11 protein-coding genes and 1 pseudogene are annotated in these 13,360 nt (G+C 72.9%); 3 read left to right on the forward strand and 9 right to left on the reverse strand.

The window, feature by feature from the left end; all coding sequences use genetic code 11:
• Positions 1 to 57: 57 nt before the first annotated feature.
• The 4 genes and pseudogenes from tsaE to ENC19_RS15385 form a co-directional block, all read right to left on the reverse strand.
• On the reverse strand, positions 58 to 564 hold the full coding sequence (tsaE, locus tag ENC19_RS15370; protein ID WP_164447940.1) for a tRNA (adenosine(37)-N6)-threonylcarbamoyltransferase complex ATPase subunit type 1 TsaE: 507 nt from the start codon (positions 562 to 564) through the stop codon (positions 58 to 60).
• Complete coding sequence (locus tag ENC19_RS15375) at positions 543 to 1,646, reverse strand: alpha/beta fold hydrolase (RefSeq protein ID WP_164447844.1); 1,104 nt, start codon at positions 1,644 to 1,646, stop codon at positions 543 to 545. Before ENC19_RS15375 ends, tsaE begins: the two co-directional genes overlap by 22 nt.
• A complete protein-coding gene (gene alr / locus ENC19_RS15380; protein WP_164447941.1) occupies positions 1,643 to 2,761 on the reverse strand; it encodes an alanine racemase in 1,119 nt (372 codons plus the stop codon). The genes ENC19_RS15375 and alr overlap by 4 nt, the downstream gene beginning before the upstream one ends.
• A 42-nt stretch (positions 2,762 to 2,803) precedes the next feature.
• Positions 2,804 to 4,267 (reverse strand): annotated as a pseudogene (locus ENC19_RS15385) (NAD(P)H-hydrate dehydratase).
• A gap of 195 nt (positions 4,268 to 4,462) precedes the next feature.
• Here ENC19_RS15385 and ENC19_RS15390 point away from each other — a divergent pair.
• The gene (locus tag ENC19_RS15390) at positions 4,463 to 4,759 is read left to right on the forward strand and encodes a type VII secretion target (RefSeq protein ID WP_164447845.1); all 297 of its coding nucleotides are present in this window, start codon (positions 4,463 to 4,465) and stop codon (positions 4,757 to 4,759) included.
• Positions 4,756 to 6,357: an alpha/beta hydrolase gene (locus tag ENC19_RS15395; protein ID WP_235944789.1), complete on the forward strand. Its 1,602-nt coding sequence runs from the start codon at positions 4,756 to 4,758 to the stop codon at positions 6,355 to 6,357. The genes ENC19_RS15390 and ENC19_RS15395 overlap by 4 nt, the downstream gene beginning before the upstream one ends.
• Positions 6,358 to 6,402: 45 nt before the next feature.
• Here ENC19_RS15395 and glmS read toward each other — a convergent pair whose 3' ends face one another.
• Positions 6,403 to 8,316, reverse strand: a complete 1,914-nt coding sequence (gene glmS / locus ENC19_RS15400) for a glutamine--fructose-6-phosphate transaminase (isomerizing) (RefSeq protein ID WP_164447846.1) — start codon at positions 8,314 to 8,316, stop codon at positions 6,403 to 6,405.
• A 157-nt stretch (positions 8,317 to 8,473) separates the two neighbouring features.
• On the opposite strand from glmS, the gene ENC19_RS15405 reads away from it, so the two are divergent.
• The gene (locus ENC19_RS15405) at positions 8,474 to 9,667 is read left to right on the forward strand and encodes a pyridoxal phosphate-dependent aminotransferase (protein WP_164447847.1); all 1,194 of its coding nucleotides are present in this window, start codon (positions 8,474 to 8,476) and stop codon (positions 9,665 to 9,667) included.
• A gap of 11 nt (positions 9,668 to 9,678) precedes the next feature.
• Here ENC19_RS15405 and ENC19_RS15410 read toward each other — a convergent pair whose 3' ends face one another.
• From ENC19_RS15410 to rplM, 4 genes are all read right to left on the reverse strand, one after another.
• Complete coding sequence (locus ENC19_RS15410) at positions 9,679 to 10,773, reverse strand: hypothetical protein (protein WP_164447848.1); 1,095 nt, start codon at positions 10,771 to 10,773, stop codon at positions 9,679 to 9,681.
• A gap of 126 nt (positions 10,774 to 10,899) precedes the next feature.
• A complete protein-coding gene (gene glmM / locus ENC19_RS15415) occupies positions 10,900 to 12,252 on the reverse strand; it encodes a phosphoglucosamine mutase (protein ID WP_164447849.1) in 1,353 nt (450 codons plus the stop codon).
• 134 nt (positions 12,253 to 12,386) lie between these two features.
• Complete coding sequence (rpsI, locus tag ENC19_RS15420) at positions 12,387 to 12,851, reverse strand: 30S ribosomal protein S9 (RefSeq protein ID WP_018784602.1); 465 nt, start codon at positions 12,849 to 12,851, stop codon at positions 12,387 to 12,389.
• Between the two features lie 20 nt (positions 12,852 to 12,871).
• On the reverse strand, positions 12,872 to 13,315 hold the full coding sequence (rplM, locus tag ENC19_RS15425) for a 50S ribosomal protein L13 (protein WP_093411456.1): 444 nt from the start codon (positions 13,313 to 13,315) through the stop codon (positions 12,872 to 12,874).
• Positions 13,316 to 13,360: the final 45 nt, after the last annotated feature.

Raw genomic sequence — 13,360 nt, forward strand, 5'->3', positions numbered from 1 at the left:
CAACCTCTCACCGGTCGGAACGTCTGCGGGCACTGTAGGCACCGGGTACGACAGCGCTCAGCCCCGGGCGGCGAGGGCACCGAGACGCTGCGCCCAGTCGCCGCCGACCGGCTCCAGCTCCGCCGTGCGGGTGTCGTCGTCGTGCCGGTGCAGGCGGACCCGCAGGTGCGCGTCGGCCAGTTGCTCGACCAGGCCCTCGCCCCACTCGACCACGGTCACCGACTCGTCGACGGAGGCGTCCAGGTCGAGGTCGTCGATCTCGGCCCGGGGATCCGCCGCGTCGCCCAGCCGGTACGCGTCGGCGTGCACCAACGCCACACCCCGTCCGCTCGTCGGGTCCGGACGGTGCACCCGGGCGATCACGAAGGTCGGTGAGGTGATGTCACCGAGCACCCCCAGGCCGGCGCCGATTCCCCGGGTCAGCACCGTCTTGCCGGCACCCAACGGGCCGGTGAGCAGCACCAGGTCACCGGGGCGCAGCAACCCGGCCAGCCGTTGCCCGAAGGCGTGCGTGTCCGCGGCCGTCGGCAGCACGAACCCGGTCACGGGCCGTCCCGCCCGCAGCTGTCGAGGAAGCGGAGCAACGCGGCGTTCACCTCGTCGGCGTGCTCGAGCATCACCACATGACCGCTGTCGGGGATCCTGACGAACTCGGCGTGCGGCAGCCGCCGGACGATCTCCTCCGAGTGGGTCAGCGGTGTGATCATGTCCTTGTCTCCGACGATCACCAGCACCGGCGTGCCGGCCAGCGCGGCCAGCGCCGGGAACCGGGAGTGGGTCGCCAGGGTACGCAGGTAGCGGGTCACCGTGTCGGCGGAGGTGCGGGAGTTCATCTCCTCCACGTAGGACACCAGTGCCGGGCTGGGCGACCGGGTGCCGAAGCCGTACCTGCGGGTCAGCAACCAGGCCACGTTCGTGGTCGAGCGGCGGGCCCGGTCGATGACCGCCCCGCCGTACCGGGTGACGTTGCCCGCCATGTAGAGCACCGGCGCACCCACCCGGCCCAGCAGGGCGGGCGCGACCAGCTTCGTCTCCGCCAGCAGCCCGCCCGAGGTGGCCATCAGGACGGTACCCACCACCCGGTCGCCGAACATCTCCGGATACAGCTCGGCCAGGGCCATGATGGTCATGCCACCCATCGAGTGACCGACGAGCACCAGGGGCCCCTCCGGAGCCGCCTCGTCGATCACCCGGCGCAGCGTACGGCCGAGGGCGGTCAGGTCGTACTCGCCGCTCTCCAGTCGCCCCGACCGGCCGTGCCCCGGCTGGTCGTACGCGACGATCCGGTGCTCACCCCGCTCGGCGAGCAGCTTGCGTTGGAAGTGGAAGGTGCCCATGTCCAGGCAAAAGCCGTGCACCAGCAGCACGGTCGGGTTGCCGTCGACCGGCCGGGTCGGCTCGACCACCTCGACGTGGATGTCGGTGCCGTCGGGCATCTCCAGCCGGTACGCCTCGTCGTACCGCTGGTCGCCGAAGACCTCGTCGGCGTACGCGTCGGTGGGGTCCGCCTTCAGCCGACGGACCAGGGCGCGTTCCGTGGCGACCCCGGCGGCCAGCCCGGCCGCGGCCACCCCCAGCGCCGCACCGACCAGTCCGGCGGCCTTTCCGGCGGTGGTCCGGGGGCGTGGGATGCGCAGACCGGTCATGTCCGATCGCCGTCGTAGACGCGTGGGACCCGGGTGCTGCCGAACCGGGTGACGATCTCGTAGTTGATGGTGCCGACCGCCTCGGCCCAGTCGTCGGCCGTGGGCGCTCCCTCGGATCCGTCGCCGAACAGGATCGCCACGTCGCCGGCGGCCACCGGATCGTCGCCGCAGTCGAGCACGAACTGGTCCATGCAGACCCGGCCGGAAATGGTCCGCCGGGCCCCGCCGAGCTGTACCGGGCCACGGTTCGAGGCGTGTCGGGGCACCCCGTCGGCGTAGCCGAGCGGCACCACGGCGAGGTTCGCCTCGCGTTCGGTGGTGTAGGTGTGGCCGTAGGAGACGCCCGCACCGGCCGGCACCCGCTTGGTCAGCATCACCCGGGCACGGGCGGTCATCGCCGGACGCAAGCCGTACGTCTCGCCCGCCACCGGGGAGAGGCCGTAGACGGACAGCCCCGGACGGACCAGGTCGAAGTGGGTGTCCGGCCGGGTCAGCGTGGCCGCCGAGTTGGCCAGGTGCCGGTAGCGCGGGCGCAATCCGGCCCGCTCGACCATGGCCAGGCCCTCGTGGAACACCGCCAACTGCCGGTCGGTGGTCGGGTGACCGGGCAGGTCGGCGTAGACGAAGTGGCTCCACACCCCGACCACCTCGACCAGCCCGTCGGCCTGTGCCTTGGCGGCGGCGTCGAGCAGGGCCGGCCAGTCGGCGACCGTCGCACCACCCCGGGCCAGTCCAGTGTCGATCTTCAGGTGCAGTCGGGCCGGGCGGCCGGCCTGGCGGGCCGCCTCCACCATCTCGTCGAGCTGGGGCAGGCTCGCCACTCCCAGGTCGACACCGGCGGTCACGCCGGTGTGCAGGGGTAGCCCAGGGGCGAGCAGCCAGGCCAGCACCGGGGCGTCGATACCGGCGGCGCGCAGCGCCAGCGCCTCGTCCAGGGTGCAGACGCCGAGCCAGTCCGCTCCCGCGTCAAGCGCGGCCCGGGCCGCCGGGACCATGCCGTGGCCGTAGCCGTCACCCTTCACCACCGCCATCAGTTCCGCGCTGGTGCCGGCGCGGAGCCGGTCCACGTTCTCCCGGATCGCATCAAGGTCGACACGTACCTCGGCCTGCCACATGCCCCCCACCCTACTTTCCATGCTGATCACCGCGGCGGGTACTCAGGGCAGCCGCGCCACCACCGGACGCAGCGCGACGGCGACGTCCGGCGCGGTCACCGGCCGCCCGGGCCGCCTCCCGGCCGGCCAGCCCGTGCAGGTACGCCGCTGCCGCCGCGGCCCGCTCGGCCGGCAATCCCGACGCGAGCAACGAGCCGAGCAGTCCGGCCAGCACGTCGCCGGTGCCACCGGTGGCCAGCGCGGGGGTGCCGGTCGGATTGACGTACGCCCGCCCGTCCGGCGTACCGACCACCGTGCGATCGCCCTTGAGCAGCACCACCGCGTTCATCCAGGCAGCCAGTCGAAGCGTGGCGGCGACCCGGTCGGCGCCCGGCTCCTCCCCGCAGAGCCGGGTGAACTCCCGGTCGTGCGGCGTGACCACGATCGGCGCGTCCCGTCGCCGGAGCTGGTCCGCCAGGGAGCCGTCGACAAGCAGGGTCAGCGCGTCGGCGTCCAGCACCACCGGCACCGGGGCGGCGAGCACGGTCCGCAGCTCGGTCGCGGCCCGCTCGTCGGTGCCGAGCCCCGACCCGCACCCAGGCCTGCACCCGGCCGGCGTCGGCGACCCGGCCGGTGGCGATCACCGAGGGATGCTCGCGGACCACCTCCTCCCGGGCGCCCCCGGCGTAGCGGACCAGGCCGGTCGGACCGGCGAGCGCCCCGCCGACGGAGAGCACCGCCGCACCCGGGTACGTCGCGGAGCCGGTGGCCACCCCGACCACACCCCGGGTGTACTTCTCCGAGGCGGATCCGAGCCTCGGGTACCAGTCGGCCACGTCCGACCACTCCACGACGTGCCACGCGGGGCTGCCACGCAGCCACGGCGTCAGGCCGATGTCGACAAGGTCCACCTCGCCCGCCAACGCGGCGGCGGGACCGACCGCCAGGGCCGGCTTCAAGGCTCCGAAGGCCACCGTCACGTCGGCGCGCACCGCGTTCGGACGGCCGGACGGCGTCAACGGCACCGCCCCGGTGTCCACCGCGACACCGCTCGGCACGTCCACCGCCACCACCGTCGCCCGCTCGCCGTCCCGCCCCCGGTGTCGCAGCAGACTGGCCGCCAACTGCTCGGCGGTCTCCGCAGGCCGCCGCGACCGCCGATGCCGACGATCCCGTCGAGCACCACGTCCACCACGGCCGGCGGTCGCGACACGACCCGTCCCCGGCGGCACGCAACGCGGCCAGCCCTTCGGCGTGCACCCGATCCGGAGTGAGCAGCAACGCCGACACGGCGGCACCGCGCCCGGCCAGCCGGGCACCGGCGTACAGCGCGTCGCCGCCGTTGTCACCGGAGCCGACGAGCAGCAGCACCGGCGCGGCGTACACCCCGCCCCGCCCGGCGAGCAGCAACGCGCAGCGGCGGGCCAGCCCGGCGGCGGCGCGTTGCATGAGCGTGCCGGGCGGCACGGTGGCCATCAGGGCGGCCTCCGCCGCCCGTACGTCCGCCACCCGCCAGACCGGTCTCATGCCGCACCCCGTTTCCCGATCACCCGGTCAACCCTACCGGCGCGGGGGCCGCAAGATAGCCGTCGGCCGCGCCCGCGGCAACGCCTGTGGACGAACCAGGGGTACGCCGGACGCCGGCTGTCCACAGGGCACGACCGTCGACACCGTCACCGCCTAGCGTCGTCGGCGTCGTGTCGACGCCAGGTGGGAGGAACGATGGCCGAGGAGACGTTGGCCGTCCGGCCGGAACTGCTGCACCGGGTGGGTCGGTCGCTGGGTGACACCAGCTACCGGCTGGCGCACGGGATGTCCGGTGGGCGAGGGCTGAGCGCACCGGCCCGGGAATGGTCGACGGCGCGGGCGCTCGCCGACCTGGAGGCGGCCGTGCACACCTGGTCCGGTCGGCTCGCTGCCCGGGTCGCCGAGACCGGCGACGCGGTACGCGCCGCCGCCGGGGCGTACGAGTCGGTGGACGCCAGGGCCGCCGCCCGGCTCTCCGTCCTGCCCCGATGAGCGCACCCGGGCCGGTTGTCGGTTACGCCCAGCTCTCCACGGTCGACCCGGCCGCGTGGCGGGCCACCGGATCGACCTGGGCCAGCCTGGCCGGCGTGGCCGAGCGGCGGGCCGGTGAACTCACCGACAGCGGCACCGCCCTGCGTACCGGCTGGTCCGGCAGTGCCGCCGGGTCGGCCGGTGCCCGGCTGACCGGGCTGCGCGAGGAACTGGCCGCACTGGTTCCGGCCGCGATCGAGACCGATCAGGTGCTGGCCGAGTTCGCCGCGCGGTTGGTGGCTGCCCGGGCCCGGCTGACGGCGGCTGTCACGTTGGCCGCCACCACCGGTGTGCTCATCGACCGCAGGGTGGCGTACGCGCCGATCCCGCCCGGGTGCCGTCCGCCGGCACCGCCCAGGCGGTGGCTCAGGTGGCCTCGGCCCTGCGGGAGGCCCTCGACCTGGCCGCCACGGCCGACGGGGAGAGCCACGAAGCGCCTCGCCCGGCTGACCGAGGCCGCTGGTGCCGGCTGGACGGCCCGGCCACCGTCGTACCGTCCACCGCCGAACGCCGAGCCCGGCGCGGTGCGGCGCTGGTGGGCCGGGCTCACCCCGGCCGAGCGTCGCTGGTTGGTGGTGCACGAGCCGGAGCTGACCGGGCGGCTCGACGGGGTGCCGGCCGAGGCCCGTGACCAGGCCAACCGGCTGCTGCTCACGGCCCGGCGCGCGACCCTCGTGCAACGGTGGGAGCAGTTGCTGGCCCGGGTGCCCCGAGGCCCGTTGGAGGCGGCCGGGCTGCGTGGTGTCGAGGCCGCGCTGTCCGGGCTGGACGGACTCGTCGCCCGGCTGGAGTCGACCCAGCAGCCACGGGCGTACCTGCTGGGTCTGGACGTCGGCGGCGAGGGACGGGCGGTGGTGGCGCTGGGCAACCCGGACCGAGCCACCGACGTGCTCACCTACGTACCCGGGATGACCGCCGGGCTCGACGACGCCACCGGCGAGCTGGGCCGGGCGGAGCGGGTGCTGGCCCGTGGCGCCGAACTGGCCCCGGAGACACAGACCTCGGCAGTGCTCTGGTTGGGTTACGACGCCCCGGATTTCCTGCACGAGGCGGCCTGGGACGGGCAGGCCCGCGCGGCCGGGGAGGCACTGCACCGGTTCCAGGACGGTCTGCGGGCCACCCACGACGGCCCGCCGGCCCGGCAGACCGTGCTCGGGCACAGCTACGGTTCGTTGGTGGTGGGCACCGCCGCTCGCGACCATGGCCTCGCCGCGGACGCGCTGGTCTTCGTCGGCTCACCCGGGGTCGGCGTGGCGCACGCCGCCGAGCTGGGCATGCCGACCGGGCAGGTGTGGGCCAGCACCGCACCGGACGACGTGATCCGGCTGACCCGCCCGCCGGACGAGCTCGCCCTGCGGGCGGCGCTCAGCGCCTCACCGGTCGGCATGATCGCCGGCTGGCTGACCGGGCCGGGCGACGAGCGGTGGTTCGGGCGCGACCCGGCCGAGCCGGGCTTCGGCGGTCGGACGTTCCCCAGCGGCCGGTACGGCCACACCGGCTACTGGCATCCGGACAATCCGGCGCTGGACGGCATGGCCCGGGTCATGCTGGGACGCTGAGACCGGCACCGACGGCCGGGGTCGACCGCCGGTGCCGGTCGCCGGCTACTCCACGGTGACGGACTTGGCGAGGTTGCGCGGCTGGTCGACGTCGTGTCCCCGGGCGGCGGCGATCTCGGCCGCGAACACCTGCAACGGCACGGTGGTCACCAGCGGCGCGAGCAGCGTCGGGGTACGCGGCACGTGGATCAGGTGATCGGCGTAGCGGACCACCGACTCGTCGCCCTCCTCGGCGATGACGATGGTGCGGGCGCCCCGCGCGCGTACCTCCTGGATGTTGGAGACGACCTTGTCGTGCAGCATGCCCCGACCCACCGGAGAGGGAACGATACAGATCACCGGGGTGCCCTCGTCGATGAGCGAGATCGGGCCGTGCTTCAGCTCACCGGCGGCGAAGCCCTCGGCGTGCATGTACGCCAGTTCCTTGAGCTTCAGCGCGCCCTCCAGCGCCACCGGGTAGCCGACGTGCCGGCCGATGAACAGCACCGTCGACTCGGCACGCAGCTCGCGGGCCAGCTCGCGGACCGGCTCGATCCGCCCGAGCAGCTCGCGCAGCTTGTCCGGCACCTGGTGGAGCTGGTCGACCACGGCCGCCACCTCGTCGGCGTACTTGACCCCGCGCACCTGGGCCAGATGCAGCCCGATCAGGTAGCAGGCGATGACCTGGGTGAGGAACGCCTTGGTGGAGGCGACGGCGATCTCCGGCCCGCCGTGGGTGTAGAGCACCGCGTCGGACTCCCGGGGGATGGTGGAGCCGTTGGTGTTGCAGATGGCCAGCACCCGGGCCTTCTGGTCCTTGGCGTGCCGCAGCGCCATCAGGGTGTCCATGGTCTCGCCGGACTGCGAGATCACCACGATCAGGGTGGACCGGTCCAGCACCGGGTCGCGGTAGCGGAACTCGCTGGCCAGCTCCACCTCGCAGGGAATCCGGGTCCAGTGCTCGATGGCGTACTTGGCCACCATCCCGGCGTGGTAGGAGGTGCCGCAGGCGACGATGAAGATCTTGTCGACGTCACGCAGGTCCTGGTCGCTGAGCCGGACCTCGTCGAGCATGATCTCGCCGGTCTCGGTCAACCGTCCGAGCAGCGTGTCGGCGACCGCCTGCGGCTGCTCCTCGATCTCCTTGAGCATGAACCAGTCGTAGCCGCCCTTCTCGGCGGCCGAGGAGTCCCAGTCGATGTGGAAGTCCTTGCCGCTGGCCGGCTGCCCCTCGAAGTCGGTGATCTCGATGCTCTCGGCCGTGATGAGCACGATCTGGTCCTGGCCCAGCTCGACCGCGTCCCTGGTGTGCTCGATGAACGCGGCGACGTCACTGGCGAGGTAGTTCTCCCCGTCGCCCCGACCGACGACAAGTGGTGAGTTGCGGCGGGCACCGACCACCGCGCCGGGGATCGCCGAATCGACGGCGAGCAGCGTGAAGGCGCCCTCCAGTCGCTGGCAGACCACCCGCATGGCGGCGGTCAACAGCTGCGGCCCGTCCGGCTGACCCGCCGCTCGCAGATCGGTCAGGGCGGCGGAGAGCAGGTGCGCGGCGCACTCGGTGTCGGTGTCGCTGGTGAAGGTGACACCCTCGTCCTCCAGCTCGGCACGGAGCTTGGCGAAGTTCTCGATGATGCCGTTGTGAATCACCGCGACCCGCCCGTCGGGTGACAGGTGCGGATGGGCGTTGCGGTCGGTGGGGCCGCCGTGGGTGGCCCACCGGGTGTGTCCGATGCCGGTGGTGCCGTCGCCGATGCCGATCGGGCTCGCTCCGCAACCGGCCGGGTCCTCGGCCGCCCGCTCGGAGAGCACCTTCTCCAGGTTCGCCAGCTTGCCGGCCTTCTTCTCGGTCAACAGCGCCCCGTCGCAGACGACGGCGACGCCGGCCGAGTCGTAGCCGCGGTATTCCAGCCGCCGCAAGCCGTCGAGCACGATGCCGAGCGCCGGTCGGGCACCGGCGTAACCCACGATTCCACACATGGGTCGCAGCCTAACCAGTTTCGCTCACGATGTCTGCTCGAAACTGGGTTAAACAATCACTGAACTTGAGCGATCCGGCGATCGTGGCCATCGGAGCGACAAAGCACGCGCTCGGGTGGCAGGCGGTTCGGCTCGTCACACCCGTACCCTGACGGGCGTGACGAGCCACGATGTCGACCCGCTGGTGGCCCGGATGCGCCCGTTCGGGACGACGATCTTCGCCGAGATGTCCGCTCTCGCCCTGCGTACCGGCGCGGTGAACCTCGGGCAGGGCTTCCCGGACACCGACGGCCCACCCGAGATGCTCGCCGCCGCGACGCAGGCCCTGAACACCGGCCACAACCAGTACCCGCCCGGCCCCGGCATCCCCGAACTACGGGCGGCCGTGGCGGCGCACCAACGCCGCTTCTGGGGCCTGGAGTACGACCCGGACGGCGAGGTGGTGGTGACCGCCGGCGCCACCGAGGCCGTCGCCGCGGCCATCCTCGCCCTCTGCGAACCCGGCGACGAGGTGGTCTGCTTCGAGCCCTACTACGACTCGTACGCCGCCTCGATCGCCCTGGCCGGCGCGACCCGGCGACCGGTGACCCTCCGTCCCGGCGTCGACGGGCGCTACGCCTTCGACCCCGACGACCTGCGGAACGCGTTCAGCGCCCGGACCCGGCTGGTGCTGCTCAACTCGCCACACAACCCGACCGGCAAGGTGTTCACCCCGGACGAGCTGACCCTGGTCGCCGAACTCTGCCAGGAGCACGGCGCGTACGCGGTCACCGACGAGGTGTACGAGCACCTGGCCTTCACCGACGCCACCAGCGGGCACGTACCGCTGGCCACGCTGCCCGGAATGCGTGAGCGCACCCTGCGGATCTCCTCGGCCGGCAAGACCTTCTCCTGCACCGGCTGGAAGGTGGGCTGGGCCAGCGGGCCGGCGGCGCTCGTGTCGGCGCTGCTGCGGGTCAAGCAGTTCCTCACCTACGTCAACGCCGCGCCCCTGCAACCCGCGGTGGCGGTGGCACTCGCCCTGCCCGACGACTACTTCACCGCCTTCCGGGCCGACCTACAGGTCCGCCGCGACCAACTGATCGACGGGCTGACCGCGGCCGGGTTCGACGTGTACACCCCGGAGGGCACGTATTTCGTCACCGCCGACATCACCGCCCTCGGCGGCACCGACGGCGTCGGCTTCTGCCGTACGCTGCCCGAGCGGTCCGGCGTGGTGGCGGTACCCACGCAGGTCTTCTACGACGACCCCGAGGCCGGTCGCCGGCTCATCCGGTTCGCCTTCTGCAAACGCCAGGAGGTGCTGGCCGAGGCGGTGACCCGGCTGCGGCGGCTGCCCGAGGTCCGGTGACCGACGCGCCGTCAGCCCGGACCGTGGGCCGGGCGGGTTTCGGTCGGCACCGCGACGACCGGTGACCGTGCGGCCCGGGCCCGCCGCCGCGCCGCCGACCAGGCCAGCACCATCGCCGCGAGGAAGAGCATGGGCGCGAGCTGCGCGAGCTCGGCTGCCGAACGGATGTCGTCGGCGACCGCGAGGTAGCGGGCACGCTCGGCCGCGTCCTGCCACTCCTCAGGGTCCAGCCCGAGGTAGTCGTGCATGAGGACGAGCGCGCCGGCCACCGGCACCGTGACGAGCAGCAGGGGCAGCCGGCCCCGGGTCGACCGGCGTAGCGCGGCCCACCAGGTCAGGGCGGCGAGTGCCAGCGTGCCGACCATGGTGAGCACCGACGCGGTGCCGAAGGTGGGCCACCAGACGTTGCGCCGGTCCAGTTCGTTCGCGGTCGCGCCGTACACGGTCAGCCAGGGCAGCGCGAGGCCGGCGAGCAGCGCCAGGGTGCCGGCCGCGGCAGCGACGATCCGACCGGAGCCCGGCCACCAGCCGGTCAGCACCACCGCGGTGAGGGCCGCCACGGCGAGCACCGCGAACGTCAGCCCGGAGCTTTCGTAGCCGAACCAGATGGCCCCGTAGTCCCGGTCCAGGACGGGCGCCACCTGGCGCACCACCTCAGCCCAGCGGGCGGCGCCCTCGTCCGGCGTCGACGAGAGGCGATAAGCGGCACCGACCAGGACCGTCGACATGGCCAGCAGGGCGCCACCCGCCGCGACCGTGGCGGCCCGTCCCGCGTACCCGGGCAACACCACCGAGGCCACCGTCAGCAGCACCAACGGCCCCACCAGGAGCAGGTAGGCCCATCCCCACCCGCCGATATCCGTGACGCTGAGCCCGACTGTGGAGTCCTGGTAGAGGAGCGAGCCGGCCCTGCTGCCCAGTACCTCGATTGTCACCTCGGACCACGGTGTCGCCACGGAGCCGATGATCAGCCCCAGGACAATCAAGATCATGAGCAGCCGGCCCCAGCGGGCCCCGAGCCAGGTCTGCGGTGCGCTGGGCGGCGCCTCGTCCACCGCACTGTCGACGGGTTGCCCGACGAAACCAGGAGACCCTGGGTGGGACACAGTCACCCCCGTGATACGTGGTGTCCGCTCCTACGGCGGCCGGCGGTCATCGTCCCACGGCACCCTACACAGTAGGGGGACGTCCGTCCGACCACGGTGGAGCCGATCACTGGCGGGCGGTCAGGGTCAGGCCGGGCTGGCGGTGCGGACGTGGGCGGCGATGCGCTCGGCGACGTCGCGGGCGGTCTGCTCGGTGGCGGCCTCGACCATCACCCGGACCAGCGGTTCGGTACCCGAGGGGCGCAGCAGCACCCGGCCGGTCTCGCCCAGCTCGGCCTCGGCCCGCTCGACCTCGGCGCGTACCGCCGGTGCGGCGGCACCGACGGTGCGGTCACCCACCGGCACGTTGATCAGCACCTGCGGGAGCTTGGTCACCACACTGGCGAGGTCCGCCAGCGTACGGCCGGTGGCGGCCATCCGGGCCATCAGGTGCAGTCCGGTCAGCACCCCGTCCCCGGTGGTGGCGTACGCCGGCATCACGATGTGCCCGCTCTGCTCGCCGCCGAGGGCCAGCCCGGAGGCGCGCAGTTCCTCCAGCACGTACCGGTCACCGACCTTGGTCTCGACCAGTCGGATGCCCGCCGCGGACATGGCCAGGCGCAGACCGAGGTTGCTCATCACGGTGGCGACCAGGGTGTCACCGGTCAGCGTGCCGGCCTCCCGCATGGCCAGCGCCAGGATCGCCATCACCTGGTCGCCGTCGACCTCCTCGCCGTCGGCGCTCACCGCCACGCACCGGTCGGCGTCACCGTCGTGGGCGATGCCGAGATGCGCCCCGTGCTCCACCACCGCCTGGCGCAGCGCCTCGATGTGGTTGGAGCCGCACTCGTCGTTGATGTTGAGCCCGTCCGGCTCGGCGTTGATCGCGATCACCTCGGCGCCGGCCTCCCGGTAGACCGCCGGGGCCACCTCGGCGGCGGCGCCGTTGGCGCAGTCGACCACGACCTTGATCCCGTCGAGACGGTGGGGCGCCGTCCCGGCGACGTGCTGCACGTAATGGCTCGCGCCGTCGAGCAGGTCGTGCACCCGGCCCACCCCCGCGCCGACCGGGCGCGCCCAGGCGGTGGTGGCGTTGGCCTCGATGGCCGCCTCGATCCGCATCTCGATCTCGTCGGGCAGCTTGTGCCCGCCGGCGGCGAACAGCTTGATCCCGTTGTCCGGCATCGGGTTGTGCGAGGCCGACAGCATCACGCCGAGGTCCGCCTTGGCCTCCGCGGTGAGGAACGCCACCGCCGGGGTGGGCAGCACGCCGACCCTGATCACCGTCGCGCCCGCGCTGGTCAGGCCGGCCACCACGGCAGCCTCGAGCATCTCGCCGCTGGCCCGGGTGTCCCGGCCCACCACGGCCAGTGGAGCGCGGCCACGATCCGACTCGGCGAGGGTGTGGGCGGCCGCGACGGCCACCGAGAGTGCCAACTCCGGGGTGAGGTCGGCGTTCGCCCGCCCGCGTACGCCGTCCGTGCCGAACAACCGGCCCATACCCACAAACCTCCGATGAACTGCCGATGCTAGGAGAAACGCCTTGTCGTGCGGCAACGGAAACGGCCGGCCCACCTCCCCGTCGAGGGGAGGCGGACCGGCCGTCCGTCAGAAGTACAAGGTGCGGCTGGAGATCAGCGCTTCGAGTACTGGGGAGCCTTACGGGCCTTCTTGAGGCCGTACTTCTTGCTCTCCTTGACCCGGGCGTCCCGGGTCAGGAAGCCGGCCTTCTTCAGCGCCGGGCGGTCGTCGGGCTCGCTGACGATCAGCGCCCGGGCGATGGCCAGCCGCAGCGCACCGGCCTGGCCGGTGGTGCCGCCGCCGCGCAGGTTGGCGATGACGTCGAACGCCTCGGGCTTCTCGGCGGTCACCAGCGGATCCTTGATCAGCTGCTGGTGCACCTTGCTCGGGAAGTACGCCTCCAGGTCACGCCCGTTGCAAGTGATCTTGCCGGTGCCCGGCACGATGCGCACCCGGACGATGGCCTCCTTGCGCCGACCCACGGTCTGGATCGGGCGGTCACCACGAGGCGCGCGCGCGACGGGCGCCGGCGCCTCGGTGGCCTCAGGGGCGACCTCGGTGGCGGTGATGTCGGTCATGCTGCTTCCTTCGCCCGCGCTCACTGCGCGATCTGCTTGATCTCGAACGGCACCGGCTGCTGCGCGCCGTGCGGGTGCTCGGCACCGGCGTAGACCTTCAGCTTCTTGATGAGCTGACGGCCGAGCTTGTTGTGCGGGAGCATCCCCTTCACCGCCAGCTCGATGGCCCGCTCGGGGCGCTTGGCCAGCAGCTCCTCGTAGCCGACCTGCTTCAGGCCACCCGGGTAACCGGAGTGCCGGTAAGCGATCTTCTGCTGGCGCTTGTTGCCGGTCAGCGCGACCTTGCCCGCGTTCACGACGACGACGAAGTCGCCCGTGTCGACGTGCGGCGCGAAAGTCGGCTTGTGCTTGCCCCGCAGCAGCGTGGCGGCGTGGGTGGCCAGGCGGCCCAGCACGACATCAGAGGCGTCGATGACGTGCCACTGACGCTCGATCTCACCCGGCTTCGGGCTGTACGTACGCACAGGTCTACCTTGTCTCGTCGTCGGTCTGGGGTAGCGCGCCGAGGT

Origin of the sequence: Verrucosispora sioxanthis (assembly GCF_010560025.1) — a bacterium.
Classification (GTDB): domain Bacteria; phylum Actinomycetota; class Actinomycetes; order Mycobacteriales; family Micromonosporaceae; genus Micromonospora; species Micromonospora palythoicola.

What these genes read in the sequence shown, in the direction of transcription:
- ENC19_RS15375 (WP_164447844.1), bottom strand. Translation starts at nt 1,646, where the DNA reads ATGACCGGTCTGCGCATCCCACGCCCCCGGACCACCGCCGGAAAGGCC.
- alr (WP_164447941.1), bottom strand. Translation starts at nt 2,761, where the DNA reads ATGTGGCAGGCCGAGGTACGTGTCGACCTTGATGCGATCCGGGAGAAC.
- glmS (WP_164447846.1), bottom strand. Translation starts at nt 8,316, where the DNA reads ATGTGTGGAATCGTGGGTTACGCCGGTGCCCGACCGGCGCTCGGCATC.
- ENC19_RS15390 (WP_164447845.1), top strand. Translation starts at nt 4,463, where the DNA reads ATGGCCGAGGAGACGTTGGCCGTCCGGCCGGAACTGCTGCACCGGGTG.
- rpsI (WP_018784602.1), bottom strand. Translation starts at nt 12,851, where the DNA reads ATGACCGACATCACCGCCACCGAGGTCGCCCCTGAGGCCACCGAGGCG.
- ENC19_RS15395 (WP_235944789.1), top strand. Translation starts at nt 4,756, where the DNA reads ATGAGCGCACCCGGGCCGGTTGTCGGTTACGCCCAGCTCTCCACGGTC.
- glmM (WP_164447849.1), bottom strand. Translation starts at nt 12,252, where the DNA reads ATGGGCCGGTTGTTCGGCACGGACGGCGTACGCGGGCGGGCGAACGCC.